This window comes from Kitasatospora herbaricolor (assembly GCF_030813695.1).
Classification (GTDB): Bacteria; Actinomycetota; Actinomycetes; order Streptomycetales; family Streptomycetaceae; genus Kitasatospora; species Kitasatospora herbaricolor.
In genome coordinates this window covers 5,323,814-5,342,673 of sequence record NZ_JAUSVA010000002.1, presented here as the reverse complement: position 1 = coordinate 5,342,673, position 18,860 = coordinate 5,323,814, and the positions used below count along the sequence as shown (strand labels likewise).

Annotated in this window: 15 protein-coding genes; 3 read left to right on the top strand and 12 right to left on the bottom strand. The window is 72.6% G+C overall.

The features are described from left to right. Positions 1-5 precede the first annotated feature (5 nt). The 9 genes from nuoH to J2S46_RS23715 all read right to left on the bottom strand — a co-directional run bounded on the left by nuoH (position 6) and on the right by J2S46_RS23715 (position 10,544). The gene (gene nuoH / locus J2S46_RS23755; protein ID WP_191290707.1) at positions 6-1,346 is read right to left on the bottom strand and encodes an NADH-quinone oxidoreductase subunit NuoH; all 1,341 of its coding nucleotides are present in this window, start codon (positions 1,344-1,346) and stop codon (positions 6-8) included. Further along, complete coding sequence (locus J2S46_RS23750) at positions 1,343-3,886, bottom strand: NADH-quinone oxidoreductase subunit G (RefSeq protein WP_191290706.1); 2,544 nt, start codon at positions 3,884-3,886, stop codon at positions 1,343-1,345. The genes nuoH and J2S46_RS23750 overlap by 4 nt, the downstream gene beginning before the upstream one ends. Then, positions 3,883-5,244, bottom strand: a complete 1,362-nt coding sequence (gene nuoF, locus J2S46_RS23745; RefSeq protein ID WP_191290705.1) for an NADH-quinone oxidoreductase subunit NuoF — start codon at positions 5,242-5,244, stop codon at positions 3,883-3,885. Before nuoF ends, J2S46_RS23750 begins: the two co-directional genes overlap by 4 nt. Continuing rightward, the gene (nuoE, locus tag J2S46_RS23740; RefSeq protein WP_073924113.1) at positions 5,244-5,963 is read right to left on the bottom strand and encodes an NADH-quinone oxidoreductase subunit NuoE; all 720 of its coding nucleotides are present in this window, start codon (positions 5,961-5,963) and stop codon (positions 5,244-5,246) included. Before nuoE ends, nuoF begins: the two co-directional genes overlap by 1 nt. A 32-nt stretch (positions 5,964-5,995) precedes the next feature. Then, the gene (locus J2S46_RS23735; protein ID WP_191290704.1) at positions 5,996-7,324 is read right to left on the bottom strand and encodes an NADH-quinone oxidoreductase subunit D; all 1,329 of its coding nucleotides are present in this window, start codon (positions 7,322-7,324) and stop codon (positions 5,996-5,998) included. Further along, positions 7,324-8,046, bottom strand: coding sequence for an NADH-quinone oxidoreductase subunit C (locus J2S46_RS23730; protein ID WP_191290703.1), 723 nt, complete (start codon positions 8,044-8,046; stop codon positions 7,324-7,326). Before J2S46_RS23730 ends, J2S46_RS23735 begins: the two co-directional genes overlap by 1 nt. Beyond that, complete coding sequence (locus J2S46_RS23725; protein WP_073924110.1) at positions 8,043-8,597, bottom strand: NuoB/complex I 20 kDa subunit family protein; 555 nt, start codon at positions 8,595-8,597, stop codon at positions 8,043-8,045. Before J2S46_RS23725 ends, J2S46_RS23730 begins: the two co-directional genes overlap by 4 nt. A 57-nt stretch (positions 8,598-8,654) precedes the next feature. Then, complete coding sequence (locus J2S46_RS23720; protein ID WP_014137597.1) at positions 8,655-9,014, bottom strand: NADH-quinone oxidoreductase subunit A; 360 nt, start codon at positions 9,012-9,014, stop codon at positions 8,655-8,657. 597 nt (positions 9,015-9,611) lie between these two features. Then, on the bottom strand, positions 9,612-10,544 hold the full coding sequence (locus J2S46_RS23715; RefSeq protein WP_191290702.1) for a DMT family transporter: 933 nt from the start codon (positions 10,542-10,544) through the stop codon (positions 9,612-9,614). A gap of 278 nt (positions 10,545-10,822) precedes the next feature. On the opposite strand from J2S46_RS23715, the gene J2S46_RS23710 reads away from it, so the two are divergent. After that, on the top strand, positions 10,823-11,560 hold the full coding sequence (locus tag J2S46_RS23710; RefSeq protein WP_191290701.1) for a DUF2278 family protein: 738 nt from the start codon (positions 10,823-10,825) through the stop codon (positions 11,558-11,560). A 99-nt stretch (positions 11,561-11,659) separates the two neighbouring features. On the opposite strand, the gene J2S46_RS23705 is transcribed toward J2S46_RS23710, so the two are convergent. Continuing rightward, a complete protein-coding gene (locus J2S46_RS23705) occupies positions 11,660-12,223 on the bottom strand; it encodes a GNAT family N-acetyltransferase (RefSeq protein ID WP_191290700.1) in 564 nt (187 codons plus the stop codon). Positions 12,224-12,380: 157 nt separating this feature from the next. Here J2S46_RS23705 and J2S46_RS23700 point away from each other — a divergent pair, with 157 nt between their 5' ends. Beyond that, positions 12,381-13,079, top strand: a complete 699-nt coding sequence (locus J2S46_RS23700) for a peptidylprolyl isomerase (protein ID WP_191290699.1) — start codon at positions 12,381-12,383, stop codon at positions 13,077-13,079. Between the two features lie 84 nt (positions 13,080-13,163). On the opposite strand, the gene J2S46_RS23695 is transcribed toward J2S46_RS23700, so the two are convergent. Next, the gene (locus J2S46_RS23695; protein ID WP_191290698.1) at positions 13,164-15,950 is read right to left on the bottom strand and encodes a PKD domain-containing protein; all 2,787 of its coding nucleotides are present in this window, start codon (positions 15,948-15,950) and stop codon (positions 13,164-13,166) included. Positions 15,951-16,160: 210 nt separating this feature from the next. Further along, on the bottom strand, positions 16,161-17,186 hold the full coding sequence (locus J2S46_RS23690; RefSeq protein ID WP_229912824.1) for an Lrp/AsnC family transcriptional regulator: 1,026 nt from the start codon (positions 17,184-17,186) through the stop codon (positions 16,161-16,163). A gap of 136 nt (positions 17,187-17,322) precedes the next feature. Here J2S46_RS23690 and J2S46_RS23685 point away from each other — a divergent pair, with 136 nt between their 5' ends. Beyond that, positions 17,323-18,843 (top strand): MFS transporter, encoded by a 1,521-nt coding sequence (locus tag J2S46_RS23685; RefSeq protein ID WP_191290696.1) that lies wholly within the window; start codon positions 17,323-17,325, stop codon positions 18,841-18,843. Positions 18,844-18,860: the final 17 nt, after the last annotated feature.

Sequence of the window (18,860 nt, the reverse complement as noted above, 5' to 3'; positions counted from 1 at the left end):
TCGGTTCAGCTCCCTTCGGAATGGTCGGCGCCGTTCAGCGCGTCCTGGAGTTGCGGGGCCCGGCTGCGCCGCCGCGGGACGGGCGGCAGTTCCTGCCCGGGCAGGGGCGGCACCGGGTAGCCGCCGGCCATCGGGTCGAAGGCCCCGCCGTTCGCGGGGCTGCCCTCCTCGCCGTCCGGCTCCGCCTTGCGGCGCAGCACGTCCCGCAGCAGGGCGAGCAGCAGCAGCGCGCCGATCGGGGCGCCGACGTACAGCACCACCTCGCCGAAGCCGTAGCCCTCGTTGCGCAGGGCCCGGACGCTGGCGACCATCACCAGCCAGACCAGCGAGACCGGGATCAGGACCTTCCAGCCCAGCTTCATGAACTGGTCGTAGCGCAGCCGGGGCAGGGTGCCGCGCAGCCAGATGAAGAAGAACAGCAGCAGCTGGATCTTCAGCGTGATCCAGAGCATCGGCCACCAGCCGTGGTTGGCGCCCTCCCAGAAGACCGAGACCGGCCAGGGGGCCCGCCAGCCGCCGAGGAAGAGCGTCGAGGCGACCGCCGAGACGGTGACCATGTTGACGTACTCCGCCAGCATGAACATCGCGAACTTCAGCGAGCTGTACTCGGTGTTGAAGCCGCCGACCAGCTCGCCCTCGGCCTCCGGGAGGTCGAAGGGCGCCCGGTTGGTCTCGCCGACCATCGCGATGACGTAGACGATGAACGAGACCGGCAGCAGCACCGCGAACCAGGTCGGCTGCTGGGAGGCGACGATCTCCGAGGTGGACATCGACCCGGAGTAGATGAACACCGCCGCGAAGGACAGGCCCATCGCGATCTCGTAGCTGACCATCTGGGCGGCCGAGCGGATGCCGCCGAGCAGCGGGTACGTCGACCCGGAGGACCAGCCGGCCAGCACGATGCCGTAGATCCCGATCGAGGCGGTCGCCAGGATGTAGAGCAGCGCCACGGGGAAGTCCGTCAGCTGCATCGGGGTCCGGGTGCCGAAGATCGAGATCTCGTCGCCGGCCGGGCCGAACGGGATCACCGCGAAGGCCATGAACGCCGGGATCGCGCAGACGATCGGGGCCAGGATGTAGACCACCTTGTCGGCCCCGGTGACGACCAGGTCCTCCTTCAGGGCCAGCTTGATGCCGTCCGCGAGGGACTGCAGCAGGCCCCAGGGGCCGTGCCGGTTGGGCCCGATGCGCAACTGCATCCAGGCCACCACCTTGCGCTCCCAGACGATGGCGATCAGCACCGTCCCGACCAGGAAGGCGAACACGAAGACGGCCTTGAGCAGGACCAGCCACCAGGGGTCGCGGCCGAAGAAGCCCAGGGTCTCGTAGGCGGCGAGGTGATTCATCGGGCCTCCTCCGTTTCGGCTCCGGCGGGTGCCGCGGCCACGGGTGCCGCGGCCACGGGGGCCGGCGGCTCGGCCGCGGCGACGGTGACCAGGTGGCCGACCGTGGTGCCGAGCGCCCGGTGGGCGCCGCCGGGGGTGGAGTTGAGCGGGATCCAGACCGTGCGGTCCGGGATCTCCTTGGTGATCTCCAGCGGCAGGACCACCGAGCCGGCCGGGCCGGTGAGGCGCAGGCCCGCGGTGGCGCCGATCTCCTCGGCGGTGGCCGGCGAGAGCCGGGCGACGGCCGGGTGCCGGGTGCCCGCCAGGTGGGTGTCGCCCTCCTGCAGCGAGCCGTTGTCCAGCAGCTGCCGCCAGCCCGCCAGGACCGCCTGGCCGGTGGCCGGCCGGGGCAGCGGGGTGGGGTGCGCGGCGGGGGCGGCCGGGCGGTCGCCCGTCCAGGGGGCGAACCGGTCCAGCTCCAGCCGGGCGGCCCGGACGTCCGGCAGGCCGAGCCGGTGGCCCAGCGCGTCGGCCAGCATGCTCAGCACCCGGACGTCCGAGTACAGGTGGCGGCCCATCTGCTGGTCCGGCTTGAGGGCCGGCTCGAACATCCGGACCCGGCCCTCCCAGTCCAGGAAGGTGCCCGCCTTCTCGGCGACCGCGGCCACCGGCAGCACCACGTCGGCGTGCGCGGTGACGGCCGAGGGCCGCAGTTCCAGGGAGACCAGGAACGGCACCCGGGCGAGCGCCTCGTCGGCCAGCGCCGGGTCGGCCAGGTCGGACGGGTCGACGCCGCCGACCACCAGCGCGTCCAGGTCGCCGTGCGCGGCGGCCGCGAGGATCTGGTCGGTGTCCCGGCCGAGCCGGGCCGGCAGCTCGGCGACGCCCCAGGTGGCGGCGGTCTCCGCGCGGGCGGCCGGCACCGAGGCCGGCCGGCCGCCGGGCAGCAGCCCGGGCAGCGCGCCCGCCTCGACGGCGCCGCGCTCCCCGGCCCGGCGCGGGATCCACGCGAGCCGGGCGCCGGTGGTGTGCGCCAGGCGCAGTGCGGCGGTGAGCGCGCCGGGCATCGCGGCCAGCCGCTCGCCGACCAGGATCACCGCGCCGGGCTCCCGGAGCAGGACGGCCGCGCGGCCGGCGTCGTCGCCGAGCGCCTCGTCCGCGGCCAGCGCCGACAGCCACTCCGCCTCGGTGCCCGGTGCGGCGGGCAGCAGCGCGCCGTGCAGCTTGGCCAGCCCGCGGGAGGCGTGGTCGGCGACCGAGAAGACCTTGAGGCCGCGGGCCCGGTTGGCCTTGCGCAGCCGCAGGAAGACGATCGGCGACTCCTCCTCGGGCTCGAAGCCCGCGAGCAGCACGGCCGGCGCGGCCTCCAGCTGCTCGTACGTGACCCCCTCGCTTCCGCCGTCCTCCGGGTGGGAGGTGCCGCCGAGGTCGACACCGCGCCCGGCGACGGCGGCGGTCAGGAAGTCCGCCTCCTCGCCGCTGTGCGGGCGGGCCCGGAAGTCCACGTCGTTGGTGCCGAGCACGACCCGGGCGAACTTGCCGTAGCCGTAGGCGTCCTCGACCGTCACCCGGCCGCCGGCCAGCACGCCCGTGCGGGCGCCGGAGAGCCCGGCGGCCGCGGCGGCCAGCGCCTCCGGCCAGGACGCGGGGACGAGTTCGCCGCTGTCGGCGTCACGGACCAGCGGGGTGGTGAGCCGGTCGCGCTGCTGCGCGTAGCGGAACGCGAAGCGGCCCTTGTCGCAGTTCCACTCCTCGTTCACCGCCGGGTCCTCGCCCGCGAGGCGCCGCAGCACCTTGCCGCGCCGGTGGTCGGTGCGCTGCGCGCAGCCGGACGAGCAGTGCTCGCAGACGCTCGGCGAGGAGACCAGGTCGAAGGGCCGCGAGCGGAACCGGTAGGCGGCCGAGGTGAGGGCGCCGACCGGGCAGATCTGGATGGTGTTGCCGGAGTAGTACGACCGGAAGTCGTCGCCCTCGCCGGTGCCGACCTGCTGGAGCGCGCCGCGCTCGACCAGGTCGATGAACGGGTCGCCGGCGATCTCCTGGGAGAACCGGGTGCAGCGGGCGCAGAGCACGCAGCGCTCCCGGTCCAGCAGCACCTGGCTGCTGATCGGCACCGGCTTCTGGTAGGTCCGCTTCATGCCGTCGAAGCGGGAGTCGGCGCCGCCGGTGGACATCGCCTGGTTCTGCAGCGGGCACTCGCCGCCCTTGTCGCAGACCGGGCAGTCCAGCGGGTGGTTGATCAGCAGCAGCTCCATCACGCCGCGCTGCGCCTTCTCGGCGACCGGCGAGGAGACCTGGGTGCGGACCACCATGCCCTCGGCGACCGGGATCGTGCAGGAGGCGACCGGCTTGCGCTGGCCCTCGACCTCCACGATGCACTGCCGGCAGGCGCCGGCCGGGGCGAGCAGCGGGTGGTCGCAGAAGCGCGGGATCTGGGTGCCGATCTGCTCGGCGGCGCGGATGACCAGCGTCCCCTTGGGGACCTGGACCTCGACGCCGTCGATGGTGAGCGTGACCAGCTCCACCGCCGCCTTGGAGGTGGATGGCTCGGTGATGGTCATGCGTGCACCTCCCTTTCGGTGGCGGACTGGTGGCCGTCGCGGTGCGCGTCGGCCCAGACGGTGGAGGCCGCCGGGTCGAACGGGCAGCGGCGCTCGGTGAGGTGCTGCTCGTACTCGGCGCGGAAGTGCTGCAGCGAGGAGACGATCGGGCTGGCGGCGCCGTCGCCGAGCGCGCAGAAGGACTTGCCGTTGATGTTGTCGGCGATGTCGAGCAGCTTCTCCAGGTCCCCCGCGGAGCCCTGGCCCGCCTCGATCCGGCGGAGCAGCTGGACCAGCCAGTACGTCCCCTCACGGCAGGGGGTGCACTTGCCGCAGGACTCGTGGGCGTAGAACTCCGTCCAGCGGGTGACCGCCCGGACCACGCAGGTGGTCTCGTCGAAGACCTGCAGCGCCTTGGTGCCGAGCATCGAGCCGGCCGCGCCGACGCCCTCGTAGTCGAGCGGGACGTCGAGATGCTCGTCGGTGAACATCGGGGTGGAGGAGCCGCCCGGGGTCCAGAACTTGAGCCGGTGGCCGGCCCGGACGCCGCCGCTGATGTCCAGCAGCTGGCGCAGCGTGACGCCGAGCGGGGCCTCGTACTGGCCGGGGTTGGTGACGTGGCCGGACAGCGAGTAGAGGGTGAAGCCGGGGGACTTCTCCGTCCCCAGCGACTTGAACCACTCCTTGCCGCGGGCCAGGATCGGCGGCACCGAGGCGATCGACTCGACGTTGTTGACCACCGTCGGGCAGGCGTAGAGGCCGGCGATGGCCGGGAACGGCGGGCGCAGCCGGGGTTGGCCCCGGCGGCCCTCCAGCGAGTCGAGCAGCGCCGTCTCCTCGCCGCAGATGTACGCCCCGGCGCCCGCGTGGACGGTGATGTCGAGGTCGATCCCGGAGCCGAGGATGTTCTTGCCGAGGTAGCCGGCCTCGTACGCCTCGGCGACGGCGGCCTGCAGCCGGCGCAGCACCGGGACGACCTCGCCGCGCAGGTAGATGAAGGCGTGGTCGCAGCGGATCGCGTACGAGGCGATGATCATGCCTTCGATCAGCGAGTGCGGGTTGGCGAAGAGCAGCGGGATGTCCTTGCAGGTGCCCGGCTCGGACTCGTCGGCGTTGACCACCAGGTAGTGCGGCTTGCCGTCGTTCTGCGGGATGAACTGCCACTTCATGCCGGTGGGGAAGCCGGCGCCGCCGCGGCCGCGCAGTCCGGCGTCCTTGACCAGCGCGATCACGTCGTCCGGCGGCATCGCGAGGGCGGCCTGCAGGCCCTCGTAGCCGGCGTGCCGGCGGTAGGTGGCGAGCGTCCAGGGGCGGTCGTCGTCCCAGGAGGCGGAGAGTACGGGGGTGAGCAGCTTCTCGGCCGGCTCTGCGGAGGTCATCACGCTTCCGTCCCTTCGTGCCGGGGCGAGACGACCTTCGTCCCCGCCGTGCCGGGCAGTGCCTCGCCCTTGGCCAGTCGCAGGCCCGCGAGCGAGGGGGCGCCGCCCGCGCCGGAGGCGTCGACGGCGCCGGGGCGCTCGTCCGGGAAGCCCGCCAGGATCCGCGAACTCTCCTTGAAGGAGCAGAGCTTGGCGCCCCGGGTGGGCTGCACCTCGGCGCCGGCGCGCAGGTCGTCGACCAGCTGCCGGGCGCTCTCCGGGGTCTGGTTGTCGAAGAACTCCCAGTTGACCATCACCACGGGCGCGTAGTCGCAGGCCGCGTTGCACTCGATGTGCTCGATCGAGACCTCGCCGTCGGCGGTGGTCTCGTTGTTCCTGATCCCCAGGTGCTGCTGGAGCTCGTCGAAGATCTGGTCGCCGCCCAGCACCGCGCAGAGCGTGTTGGTGCAGACGCCCACGTGGTACTTACCGGCGGGCTTGCGCCGGTACATGGTGTAGAAGGTGGCGACGGCGGTGACCTCGGCGGTGGTCAGCTCCAGCTGCTCGGCGCAGAACCGGATGCCGGTGGGCGTGACGCAGCCCTCCTCGGCCTGCACCAGGTGCAGCAGCGGGAGCAGCGCCGAGCGGGCCACGGGGTAGCGCCCGATCAGCTCCTTCGCGTCCTCGGCCAGCCGGGCCAGGACGTCCGCCGGGTACGGCTTGGCCGGCAGGGCCGGCATTCCGAGCCCGACGCCGGTCGGTGAATCGGCACTCAACGGTCCACGCCTCCCATCACCGGGTCGATCCCGGCCACCGCGACGATCACGTCGGCGACCTGGCCGCCCTCGCACATCGCCGCCATCGACTGCAGGTTGGTGAACGAGGGGTCGCGGAAGTGGACGCGGTAGGGCCGCGTGCCGCCGTCGCTGACCACGTGCACCCCGAGTTCGCCCTTCGGCGACTCGACCGCCGCATACGCCTGCCCCACCGGGACCCGGAAGCCCTCGGTGACCAGCTTGAAGTGGTGGATCAGGGCCTCCATCGAGGTGCCCATGATCTTCCGGATGTGGTCGAGCGAGTTGCCCATCCCGTCCGGTCCGACGGCCAGCTGGGCCGGCCAGGCGATCTTCTTGTCGGCCACCATCACCGGGCCGGGCTGGAGCCGGTCCAGGCACTGCTCGACGATCCGCAGCGACTGGCGCATCTCCTCCAGCCGGATCAGGAACCGGCCGTAGGAGTCGGCGGTGTCGGCGACCGCGACCTCGAAGTCGTAGCTCTCGTAGCCGCAGTACGGGTCGGACTTGCGCAGGTCGTTCGGCAGGCCGGTGGCGCGCAGGATCGGGCCGGTGGCGCCGAGGGCCAGGCAGCCGGCCAGGTCGAGGAAGCCGACGTCGACCAGCCGGGCCTTGAAGACCGGGTTGCCGGTGGCCAGCTTGTCGTACTCGTGCATCCGCGAGCGGAGCAGCTTGACCGCCTCGCGGACCTGGTCGACGGCGCCGGGCGGGAGGTCCTGGGCGAGGCCGCCCGGGCGGACGTACGCGTGGTTCATCCGCAGGCCGGTGACCAGCTCGAAGATGTCCAGGATGAGTTCGCGGTCCCGGAACCCGTAGATCATCAGGGTGGTGGAGCCGATCTCCATCCCGCCGGTGGCGAGGCACACCAGGTGCGAGGAGATCCGGTTGAGCTCCATCATCAGCACCCGGATGACGCTGGCCCGGTCCGGGATCTGCTCGGTGATGCCGAGCAGCTTCTCGACCGCCAGGCAGTACGCGGTCTCGTTGAACAGCGGTGTCAGGTAGTCCATCCGGGTCACGAAGGTGGTGCCCTGGACCCAGTTCCTGAACTCCATGTTCTTCTCGATGCCGGTGTGGAGGTAGCCGATGCCGCAGCGGGCCTCGGTGACGGTCTCGCCGTCGATCTCCAGGATCAGCCGCAGCACGCCGTGGGTGGACGGGTGCTGGGGGCCCATGTTGACGATGATGCGCTCGTCGTCCGCCCGGCCGACGGCCTCGACCACCTCGCCCCAGTCACCACCGGTGACGGTGAAGACCCGCCCCTCGGTGGTCTCCCGGGCACCTGCTTCTTCGTAGTGAGTGGTCATCAGGAGTACGACCTCCGCTGGTCGGGCGCCGGGATCTGGGCGCCCTTGTACTCGACGGGAATGCCGCCGAGCGGGTAGTCCTTGCGCTGCGGGTGGCCCAGCCAGTCGTCCGGCATCATGATCCGGGTGAGCCCCGGGTGACCGTCGAAGACGAGGCCGAAGAAGTCGTAGGCCTCGCGCTCGTGCCAGTCGTTGGTCGGGTAGACGCTCACCACGGACGGGATGTGCGGGTCGGCGTCGGGCGCGGTGACCTCGACCCGGATCAGCCGGCCGTGGGTGAGCGAGCGCAGGTGGTAGACCGCGTGCAGCTCCCGGCCGGTGTCGGACGGGTAGTGCACACCGCTCACGCCGAGACAGAGCTCGAAGCGCAGGGCCGGGTCGTCACGCAGGGTGCGGGCCGTGCGCAGCAGGTGCTCGCGGTCGACGTGGAAGGTCAGTTCGCCCCGGTCGACGACGATCTTGTCGATCACGTCGACCGGGTCGAGGCCCTGCTCCTCCAGCGCACCCTCCAGCTCGTCGGCCACCTCGTCGAACCAGCCGCCGTACGGGCGGACGCTGGCCGGCGGCAGCGCGATCGGGGCGGTGAGGCCGCCGAAGCCGGAGGTGTCGCCGCTGCCCTGGGCACCGAACATGCCCTGGCGCCTGCCGACCACCTCGACCGGGATCTCCTTGCGGGTGGCGGGGACGGCGGTGCCGTTCGCGGTGCCGTTCTGGTCCGTCATCGCAGCAGCCCCCGCATCTCGCTGACCGGGGTGGCCTGCAGCGCGAGGGCCTCGCCCAGCTCCTCGGCGCGGCGCTTGTTCACGCCGAGCGGCTCGTGCTGGATCTTGTCGTGCAGCTTCAGGATCGCGTCCATCAGCATCTCCGGGCGGGGCGGACAGCCCGGCAGGTAGATGTCGACGGGGACGATGTGGTCCACGCCCTGGACGATGGCGTAGTTGTTGAACATGCCGCCCGACGAGGCGCAGACCCCCATCGAGATGACCCACTTGGGGTTGGCCATCTGGTCGTAGACCTGCCGCAGCACCGGCGCCATCTTCTGGCTCACCCGCCCGGCCACGATCATCAGATCGGCCTGCCGGGGCGAGCCCCGGAAGACCTCCATGCCGAACCGGGCCAGGTCGTAGCGGCCGGCTCCGGTGGTCATCATCTCGATCGCGCAGCAGGCGAGCCCGAAGGTGGCCGGGAACAGCGACGACTTGCGCACCCACCCCGCGGCGGTCTCCACGCTGGTGAGCAGAAAGCCGCTCGGCAGCTTCTCCTCGATTCCCATCAGATCCCTCTCAGTCTCTCAAGTCCGGTGGTTTGTCCTCGCGTTCACAAGCAGAGGTCAGTCCCACTCCAGACCGCCGCGGCGCCATACGTAGGCGTACGCGACGAAGACGGTGGCGATGAACAGGAGCATCTCGACCAGCCCGAAGATCCCCAGGGCGTCGAAGCTGACCGCCCAGGGGTAGAGGAAGACGATCTCGATGTCGAAGACGATGAAGAGCATCGCCGTCAGGTAGTACTTGATCGGGAACCGGCCGCCGCCCACGGGCTGCGGGGTCGGTTCGATGCCGCACTCGTACGCCTCCAACTTGGCCCGGTTGTAGCGCTTCGGGCCGGTGAGTGAGGCCATCACGACGGAACCGACCGCGAACGCCGCCGCGATGGCACCGAGTACGAGGATCGGCGCGTAGGCATTCATAGCCCCCGCTCCCTCCGTCCAGTCGTCGTTGACTGCAGATCGGAACCGACGGGTCACGCTGGGGTGGACCCGTGATCCAACTTCTGAGATCCACCTCATGTGAGGCAGTTCACAAAGCCAGGATCGAGCGCATCCTATGCCCGTCGGCTTGTGATCTGCGACACGCAGTTCAGGACGATCTTTGTGATCTACGCCACCTCGTGAATGCCACCCAATGGCATCAAGTCGCTATTCATCAACCCAAAGGCGCCAAATGGTCACAACCAGTCGCATTCATCTATGAACTGGCTGGTCAGGGCCGCGTTCCTATATCAACTACGCGCCGCTCACCGCAAATTTCTGGGCGCAAGGTTGACGTGTTATATGAACTCACCCTCCAGGGTGGCACCCTCCGAACACCCGCTTGACCTTTCGTTCACAAGCGCGCGAACCCCGCCCGGGCGGACTCGCGGAGACGTCCGGGGGCGGGGTTCGCGGCAGGGGCGGGAAGGGCTCGCGGCAGGGGCGGGAAGGGCTCGGGGCGGGAGCAGCAGGGGCTCGGGGCCGGGGCGGGGCGGCTCAGGACGGGCTCAGGACCGGGCCCGGGGGGCGGCCCGCTCAGGCCGGCTGCGGCAGTTGCCCGGGTTCGGCGGCCGGCCCGGGCACGGGAGCCGGGGTGATCGCCCGGCGGCCCCACTCGGTGCCGGCCAGGATCAGGACCACCCCGCCGAGGGCGAGCGGCCCGAAGCGGTCACCCGCCACGGTGATGCCGAAGACGGCCGCCCAGAGCGGTTCGGTGCCGAGCAGCAGGCTGACCCGGGACGGCGAGGTGGCCCGGACCGCCCACATCTGGACGAAGAACGCGAACAGCGTGCAGAACAACGTCAGGTGCAGCAGCCAGGCCCACTGCGCCGGGCCCCAGGAGGCCGCCACCGACCAGGGCGACGGGCCGGCGAACGGCGCGGCGAGCGCGAACACCACAGTGGCCGCGGCGAGTTGTACCCAGGTGAGGGCGAGCGAGTCAGTCCCCCGGACGGCCTTCATCCGCGCCATGGTGAGCACGTGCACCGTCCGGACGACCGCGGCGCCGAGCACCAGCAGGTCGCCGCCGGACGGCGCCCGCAAGCCGCCGTCCCCGGTCAGCAGCGCGACGCCGAGCAGCGAGAGCGCGGCCGCCGCCAGGAAGGCCACGGGCAGCCGGGTGCGTCCGACCGCGCTCTCCGCGAGCGGGGTGAAGATCATGGTCAGGCTGATCACCAGGCCGGCGTTGGTGGCCGAGGTGTGCACCGCGCCGTAGGTCTCCAGCAGGAAGACGCCGCCGAGGACCAGCCCGAGCAGCCCGCCGCCGAGCCACTCCCCGGGGCCGAGCCCGCGCAGGGCGCGGCGGGCGGCCAGGCCGAGGACGGGCAGCACCAGCCCGAAGCGGACCACCAGCATGGCGATCACGGTGTCCGGTTCGGCGACCTGCTTCACCGCGAGGAAGCTCGACCCCCAGACCACGGCGACGAGCAGCACGGGGAGGTCTCTGACCAGGGGCGAGGAGGTGCGCATGGGTGGGTGTCCCTCCGGGGCGTACGGGGTGGGCAGTACGGATCCCGTGCGTCGGCGGACGGCATCTCGTGCGCGAGGAGCGAGCCCGTCATCCTCCCGTACTTCGCCCCGGTCGACCAGCGACTTTTCCCCCGCCCGACCCCCGACCCCGGCCCCGCCCCGACCCCGGCGGACGGCACCCGTTCGGGGGCCGGCACCCGTTCGGTGGCTGGCGGTGGGCGCACCGGGACGGAACCCTGGGGCTGCTGTGATCATCCCGGCTGCCGAGGAGGAGAGACATGCCGCTGGCGCACTACGGCGTGACCATCGGGACGTTCGACGAGTTCCACCGCGACCCGACCCACGAGTACGGGCACTGGTACCACGGCCACGTCCGGCTGAACACGCCCCAGGGGCGCTACGAGGCGGCGCTGGACGTGGACGCCCCGGCCGTCACCGGCGTCAGCTACCGGCTGGTGGACGATCTGCGCGCGGCCGACCTGGCGACCGTCCGCGCGCTGCCGGACGGGTTCCACCCGCTGGACTCGAACCCGGCCTCGGGGGCGCTGGACTACGCCCGCAGCCCGCAGCTGCGCAACCGGCTCTGGGTGGTGCGGGCCAGGACGGTGGGCCGGGCGCTCTCCCGCACCCTGCAGCGCCCGGCGATCGGCGCGCCCGCCTTCGGCCCCGACCTGGTGGACCTGATCGGCGGCTGGCTGGCCGGGCGCCGGATCGGCGTCCGCTTCTTCCCCTGGATCGCCAGCAACGGCGACAACGCGCTGGACGTGCTGGAGCCGCACCTGCGCGCCGCGAGCCGGATCTACGTCTTCGGGCAGGCCTTCACCGAGGGGCTCGGGGTGCACGACGTGCACCAGAACCAGGGCGACCCGCCCGGCGACCACTACGCCGCCAACGGGATCTGGCAGGACGGCGCGGTGGTCTGCGAGCATCCGGACGGCCGGATCGTCGTCTGGCAGCTGAAGTTCAACACCCAGACGCTGTCGACCGACGAGCACGGGAACCCGAAGCTGCCCTGATCCCGGCGCCGGGGGCGGCCGCCCGGCGCCCGGGGGTTCCGCGAGGCCCGGAGCTGCTCGACGCCCAGAGGTTCCTCCGTGCCCGGGGTTCCTCCGTGCTCAGAGCTCCTCGAACGGGTGCCGCTGGGCGAACTCCTGGGCGGTCATCCCCATCAGCACCAGGTCGTGGTGGCGGCCGGCGAAGTACTCGTGGTCGCGCAGCCTGCCCTCCTCGGTGAAGCCGAGCCTGCGGTGCAGGGCGAGCGAGGCGTCGTTGAAGGCGTGGACGCCGGCCTCGCACTTGTGGAAGCGCCGCTCCCCGAACATGAACCGGAGCAGCAGGACGACGGCGTCGGCGGCGTACCCCCGGCGGTGGTGCTCGGCGACGATGCCGATGCCGTAGCGGAAGCGGCCGGCGCGCAGGTCGGTGGCGTCGGTGGAGAGCGCGCCGACCAGTTCGCCGGTGCGCAACTCCTCGACGGCCAGCTGGAACCGGTTGTCGAGCGGGGTGGCGACGGCGCGTTCGGCCGTCCAGGTCCGGTAGCCCTCGGCCGAGCGGGGCGGGTGGATCGCGTCCACCGACCGCTGGTGCCCGGAGTGTTCGTCGAACCGTCGGAAGGTCTGCCAGTCCTCGGGTTCGATTCCGCGCAGGCGGACGCGCTTCCCGGTCCAGAATGAGGTCATCGCACCATCGGACCAGGGCAGGACGCGCTCTGTCCAAGGGATTTGCCGCCGCCGGGCACGCTCCGGCCGGCCGCCGGCGGGGTTCGGGGGCGGCCCGGGAAGGGCGGCGGACGGGGGCCGCATGACAGGGCCGGGGGCGGGCATGGATGATGCATCCATGACAACCATCCCGTCCAGGAAGGCCCGTCACGTGAAGCGCAAACACTGGGCGCTGCTCGTCGCAGCGACCACCCTCCCACTGGCCGTGACCACAGGTGCCGCCGCCGAGACCCCCGAGCAGGGCCCCGCACCCGCCGTCACCTGCACGTACACCCCGGCCGTCCCGGCCGACAACTTCAAGGGCATCCCGGTCTTCGACGCCAAGAAGGCCGCCAAGCCCTACACCGCCACGCTCAGGACCTCGCAGGGCACCATCACCTTCCAGGCCCTGACCGACAAGGCCCCCTGCACCACCTTCTCGTTCCGCTTCCTCGCCGAGCACGACTACTTCGACCGCAGCCACTGCCACCGGCTCACCACCCAGCGCCTGTGGGTGCTGCAGTGCGGCGACCCGACCGGCACCGGCAGCGGCGGGCCCGGCTACTCCTTCCCGGACGAGAACCTGGACGGCGCCACCTACCCGGCCGGCACCGTGGCGATGGCCAACGCCGGGCCAAACACCAACGGCAGCCAGTTCTTCCTCGTCTGGAAGGACACCAAGCTCTCCCCCGCCTACACCCCGTTCGGCCGGGTGACCGGCGGGATGGACGTGCTGCAGCGGATCGCGGCCGGCGGCGAGGACGACCAGAACGGCCCCGGCGACGGCTTCCCCACCCTGCCGGTGGAGTTCAAGCGGGTGCGGATCGGCAACCGCTGACCGGCCGGCCGGCCGCACCGGGCGGCACGGAGGACCGTCCCCGCGAGGCGCGTTCGCGGGGGCGGTCCTCCGGCGGGGCGCGGGTCAGGCGTTGGTGAAGTACCCGAACAGGTCGGTGATCAGGTGCACGCCGCCGGCGGACCGGTTGACCAGGTCGATGCGCCCGTTCGCGCCGAGCGGCAGCTGCGCGTGGTCGGAGGCGGTCCCGCCCGCGGTGAAGTTGACGCTGCTGGTGCCCGGGACGGCCGAGCCGTCCGGGTGGCCGATGACGTGGCCGTCGGCGCCCGCGCCGGTCACGGTGAGGTTGAACACCCCGGCCACGGCGTCGGCGGGCACGCCCGCCGCGCCCCCCACCTGGACGGACCTGCTGCCGTAGGCCGGCACCGGCCCGCCGGCGGTTCGGGTGTCCTGCAGCCGCACGGGGGTGACCGGGGTGAACAGCCCCTTGCCGTCGGCCCCGTAGTACCCGGCGACGTCCGCGACGACGTGGGTGGCGCCCGAGTTGTTGAAGATCTCGACCCTGCCGTCCGCGCCGAGCGGCACGATCACCTGGTTGGGGACGGTCTGCCCCGGACGGAAGTTCAGGTTCGAGGTGCTCGGCCGGCCGTCCTGGCCACTCGGACGGACCGTGAGGTAGCCGGTGTCGGTCGGTTCGGTCGCGGTCACGCTGAGGACCACCGCGTGCGCGCCGACCGGAACGCCCCCGGCGCCGGTGACCTGGAGCGGCACCGAGGCGCCGGGGCCGACCTTGGCGCCGCCCTGCCGCGTGTCGAGCAGCCGGACCGGCGTCAGCGGGGTGAAGCGGTCGGCGGCGTCCGGCTTGTAGTAGCCGAAGAAGTCGATGATCACGTCCACGGCGCCGGCGTTGTTGCTGATCTCGAAGTAGCCGCCGTTGCTGTCGAGCGGGACGGTCACCAGGTCGGCGACCGTCTGTCCCGGGCCGACGTTGAGGTTGGACGTTCCGGTCGGCCTGCCCTTCCACGGCCGGACGTCGATGTGGGTGTCGGTGCCGGCGTTGGTGGCCGTGACGTTGACGACGCCGGCGGTGGCGCCCGCCGGGGCGTCCATCCCGATCACCCGGCTCTCACCGGGGCCCAGCGGCCACGGGCGGCCCATCATGGGCTCCCGGGTGTCCAGCAGGCGCTTCGGCGGGACGGGCACGAAGCCCGCCGGGGTGTACGCGGCGGTGACGCCCGCCGTGGCGCTCGCCGTCCGCCCGGCCTGGTCCGTCAGGGTCAGGGTGGCGGTGTAGGTGCCGGGTTCGGCGTAGACGTGGCCGAAGCCCCCGAAGACGCTGCTCTCGGCCGGCGTCCCGTCGCCGGGGTCGAGCGTGTACTTCGTGATCTTCCACGGGGAGGTGCTGCCGGAGGTGTCGAAGGTCCGTTCGAGGTTCGCCCCGGGGGCGGCGACCGCCAGGGCAGCGGTCAGCGGGCCCGGATCGCGGACGCTGATCATGGCCTGGTAGGCGCCCTCGGACGCGGGAACGCTGGCCAGCCGGCGACCGAGGGAGTCGGTCGCCGTGACCAGGATCGCGTAGTCGCCCTTGGCCGTGAACGTGTGCGCCAGCTCGGACTCCGTGGTCACCACCGGCGGGGTGCCGTCGCCGAAGTCGTAGGTGTAGGTGAGCGGTGCACCCCAGGACTCGTCGGTCCGCACCGTGGTGTTCACGGTCAGGGGGTAGGGGCCCTGGTTCAGGTCGGGATCGGCCTCGACCTGATGGAGACCCTGGAACTCGTAGGCTCCCCGGTCGCGGACGCCGCCCTGAGGTCCGGTGTTCGCGACCTTCGGGTCGTCCAGGGCGGGGAGTCCGAGCAGGTCGGTACCGAGGGCTCCGGGGGCCGACGGGTCGGCCGAGTCGATCGCCGGGGACCCTTCGTAGAGCGGGCTGTACGTGCTGCCCGAGCCGGGGAGGTCGACCGTCACATCGGTGTCGTGGGCCCCCTGGCCGGTGGCACCGGTGAAGGCCGCGAGGGTGCGGCGCGTGCCCGCCCACTCGTACGCCGCCTGTCCGCTCCCGTGGACGGAGTTGTAGTCGGCCGCGGTGCCCCGGGTCGAGGCCTCCGACACCGACAGCTCCAGGCCGGACCAGGCCGCGTCCGCGCCGTCGGAGGAGAACACGTTGTTCTTGAGCACCGCGTCGCCGGAGCCACCGGCGAGCACGATCCCGGGGCCGCGGTTTCCGGACAGGGTGTTGTGGGTGACGGCGGTGCCGGGCGCGTCGGCGACCCGGATCGCCGCCTCGGCGGAGCCGTCGATCTCGTTGGTCGTCACCAGCGTCCGCCGGGCGCCGGCGCCGACGAGGACGCCGCCCGTGCCCACGAAGCTGTTCCGGCTGATCGTGACGTCACTGGTCGCTCCGGAGAGCGCCACCGCCGGGGTGGTGGTCGGCGTCTTCTCCGGGCCCGAGGCGAACATCCGGTCCACCGTGACCGCCGAGGAGTCGGTCACGGCCACGGCTCCCTCCGTGGACCTCAGCCGCATGCTCCCGACGACGACGTCGTGGACACCCTTCAGGGTGATCGGGGGACCGGGCACCGAGGTGCCGACCACGACCGTGGAGACCTTGCCGGGCCGGCCCGGGTCCTCGCCGCGGAAGGTGATCGGGTGCCCCGGCGTCCCCGAGCGGGTGATGGTGACCTGCTCCGGGTAGTGGCCCGGCGCGATCCGGACGGTCTGGCCGGGCCCGACCGCCTCGGCGGCCGCGCCGATGGTGCAGTACGGGACGGCTCGGGTGCCGGTTCCGGTGTCCGAGCAGCCGGTGCCCGCCCCGACGTACAGGGTGGTCACCTCGGCGGCGGCCACCGGCACCGGCAGGCCGAGGACGGCGATGAGGCCGGCGGCGGTCAGGCCGACGGCAGGACGAAGGCGCACGGTGTGCTTCCCCCCGGTGGAAGTGGCTCCGGCCGGGCCCCGGGCCGGCTCGCGCGCTCCCCTGGACGGCGGCGCACGGCCGGCCGGAACGGGGTGCGGGCCGGGCCGGGGGCGGCGGCGAAGAATGTGCGGACCGAGTGCGGACCACGGATCCGGGGAGTATTCGATCATCCTTTCGCCACCGGTGTCGAGGTGCCGGGCCCGCTCCCGTCAGATCTCCGGACGACCGGCCCCGGGCGGATCGACCAGGCGGGAGCCGTCCACCAGCATCCCGGCCCGCTTCACCGTGCGGATCACCGTGATCAGCTCCACCTGGCGCACCTGCGGCAGGGCGCCGATCCGCTCGGTGAGGTACTCGTACAACGCGTCGTTGTCCCGGCAGATCACCACCGCCATCAGGTTCGCCGCCCCGGTGATGGCGGCCGCGAAGGGCACCTCGGGGTGGGTGTTGAGGGCCGCGCCCACGGTGGCGAGGTCGGCCGGGGCGACGGTGGCGAGCAGCAGCGCCTGGGTGCGGAAGCCGAACAGCGCCGGGTCGACCTCCATGTCGAAGTAGATCGCGCCGGCGTCCCGCAGCTGGTCGAGCCGGCGGCGGGCGGTCGACTCGGAGAGCCCGGCCGCCCGGGCCAGCTCCGGGTAGCCGGCCCGGCCGTCGGTGCCCAGCACGCCGAGCATCGCCAGCTCCGCCTCGTCCAGCTCGATCCGGCCGCCCGGCCCGGCGGGTGCGGGGCGCTCCAGCGCGGCGAGCTGCTCGGCCGTCAGGACGTCCACGCCGCCCCAGCGCCGGGGACCGCCGATGTACATCCGCAGGATGCTGTACGCGGAGATCCCGGTGACCCGGCGGGTGCCGGGGAGCTTCTGCAGCAGCAGGGCGTCGCGGTCCTGCTTGGTCCTGGCCCGGGTGATGCAGTGGATCTCGGTGCCGCCGGCCACCAGTGTCACCCAGGCGATGTCCGGCCGCCGGGCCAGCGCGTCGGCGACCGCGACGGCCGCGTCGGGCGTGCACTGGATCCGCAGCCAGGACTCGTACAGGCCGACCCGGTGGCCGACCGGCAGCCCCAGCACCCGCAGCACCCCGGCGGTGCGCAGCCGCCGGTAGCGGCGGATCACCGTCTGGTCGGAGACGCCCAGCACCTCGGCGATCCGGCTGAAGGCGGCCCGGCCGTCCACCATCAGGGCCTGGACGATCGCCCGGTCCAGGTCGTCCAGGTCGACGTCGGGCTGCTGGCTCTTCATGGTTTCCATCATCGCAGGGCCGTCGGATGTCGGAATCCACCGGATGGACCGGACTGGATGGATCGATCCGCGCGGTGGATGCCATCTTCGGACCAGCCGGGCAGGGGTGCCCGGCGCGATCACCGAGGAGACCCCGATGCGTAAGTGGCTACCGCTGACAGCGGTCTGCCTGGGTGCGTTCATGCTGCTGGTGGACGTCACCATCGTGACCGTCGCCCTGCCCGACATGGCCACCAGCCTGCACACCACCTTCGCCGACCTGCAGTGGGTGATGGACGTCTACGCGCTGGCGCTGGCCGCCCTGCTGCTGGGGGCCGGCTCGCTCGCCGACCTGATCGGACGCCGCAAGGTGTACCTGGCCGGTCTCGGCCTGTTCGCGCTGGCCTCGCTGGCCTGCGGCCTGGCGACCGGCCCGGCCATGCTGATCACCTTCCGCGGGCTGCAGGGCGTGGGCGGCGCCGCGATGTTCGCGACCACGATGGCCCTGCTCAGCGGCGCCTACCAGGGCAAGGACCGGGGCATCGCCTTCGGTGTCTGGGGCGCGGTGAACGGCGCCGCGGCGGCGGCCGGCCCGGTACTGGGCGGCCTGCTCACCGAGCACCTCGACTGGCGCTGGATCTTCTACGTCAATCTGCCGGTCAGCGTGCTGGCGGTGCTGGTCACCCTGAAGGTGGTGAAGGAGTCCCGCAACCCGCAGGCGAGCGGCGTCGACCTGCCGGGCATGGTCACCTTCACCCTGTTCGCCGGCGCCCTGACGTACGCGCTGATCCGGGTCGGCGACAACGGCTGGACCTCCACCACCACGCTCGGCCTGTTCGCGCTCAGCGCCCTGTCGCTGCTCGCCTTCGTCGTCGTCGAACTGCGCAGCAGCCGGCCGATGCTGGACCTCGCGCTGTTCCGCAGCCCGGCCTTCGTCGGCATCATGACCGGCGGCCTGCTGCTCTCCGTCGCGGCCTTCTCCTACCTGGTGTACTCCTCGCTCTGGCTGCAGACCGTCCGCGGGATGGGCCCGGTGACGGCCGGCCTGGCGATGCTGCCGATGAGCGTGGTCGCCTTCGTGGCCGCCGCGATCGCGGGCAAGAAGCTGCACGGGGCGCCGCCCCGGCTGACGGTGGGCGGCGGGCTGCTGCTGATCGGCGTCGGCGCGCTGCTGCAGATGGTGATCGGCGCGGGCTCGACCTGGGCGGCGCTGGCGGCCGGCCTGGCCGTGACCGGCGCGGGCGTCGGACTGGCGACCCCGGCGATGGCGGCCGCCGCGATGGCGGCGGTGCCGCCGGCCCGGGCCGGGATGGCGGGCGGCGCCCTGAACACCGCCCGCCAGCTGGGCAACGCGCTGGGCATCGCCGTGCTGGGCGCGGTCTTCCAGGCCGGGCTGCTGCACTCGATCCGCTCCGCCCACGCGGTGGCCGATCCGCAGGGCACCGCCGACGCGCTGACCGGGGGTGGCGCCGCCGGCGTGATCGCCCGGGCGCCGCAGTCCGCCCACCTGGTGCACGCGGCCTTCGCGGACGGCCTGCGGGACACCTTCCTGGTGTCGGGCGTGCTGGGCCTGCTGGGCGGGGTGGCCGTGCTGCTGCTGGTCCGCACCTCCGCCGCGCCGGCCGCCCCCGCCGGGGTGCCGGCGCAGGCCACGGCGCGGGAGACCGCACAGCTGTAGGCCGCCCGGCGGGCGGG

Bases quoted from the DNA above. Each gene is read 5' to 3' on its own strand.
- J2S46_RS23730 (WP_191290703.1), bottom strand. From the start codon at position 8,046: ATGACGGACCAGAACGGCACCGCGAACGGCACCGCCGTCCCCGCCACC.
- J2S46_RS23725 (WP_073924110.1), bottom strand. From the start codon at position 8,597: ATGGGAATCGAGGAGAAGCTGCCGAGCGGCTTTCTGCTCACCAGCGTG.
- nuoE (WP_073924113.1), bottom strand. From the start codon at position 5,963: ATGCCGGCCCTGCCGGCCAAGCCGTACCCGGCGGACGTCCTGGCCCGG.
- J2S46_RS23700 (WP_191290699.1), top strand. From the start codon at position 12,381: ATGACAACCATCCCGTCCAGGAAGGCCCGTCACGTGAAGCGCAAACAC.
- J2S46_RS23705 (WP_191290700.1), bottom strand. From the start codon at position 12,223: ATGACCTCATTCTGGACCGGGAAGCGCGTCCGCCTGCGCGGAATCGAA.
- J2S46_RS23750 (WP_191290706.1), bottom strand. From the start codon at position 3,886: ATGACCATCACCGAGCCATCCACCTCCAAGGCGGCGGTGGAGCTGGTC.
- nuoF (WP_191290705.1), bottom strand. From the start codon at position 5,244: ATGACCTCCGCAGAGCCGGCCGAGAAGCTGCTCACCCCCGTACTCTCC.
- J2S46_RS23690 (WP_229912824.1), bottom strand. From the start codon at position 17,186: ATGAAGAGCCAGCAGCCCGACGTCGACCTGGACGACCTGGACCGGGCG.
- J2S46_RS23720 (WP_014137597.1), bottom strand. From the start codon at position 9,014: ATGAATGCCTACGCGCCGATCCTCGTACTCGGTGCCATCGCGGCGGCG.
- J2S46_RS23715 (WP_191290702.1), bottom strand. From the start codon at position 10,544: ATGCGCACCTCCTCGCCCCTGGTCAGAGACCTCCCCGTGCTGCTCGTC.
- nuoH (WP_191290707.1), bottom strand. From the start codon at position 1,346: ATGAATCACCTCGCCGCCTACGAGACCCTGGGCTTCTTCGGCCGCGAC.
- J2S46_RS23685 (WP_191290696.1), top strand. From the start codon at position 17,323: ATGCGTAAGTGGCTACCGCTGACAGCGGTCTGCCTGGGTGCGTTCATG.
- J2S46_RS23735 (WP_191290704.1), bottom strand. From the start codon at position 7,324: ATGACCACTCACTACGAAGAAGCAGGTGCCCGGGAGACCACCGAGGGG.
- J2S46_RS23710 (WP_191290701.1), top strand. From the start codon at position 10,823: ATGCCGCTGGCGCACTACGGCGTGACCATCGGGACGTTCGACGAGTTC.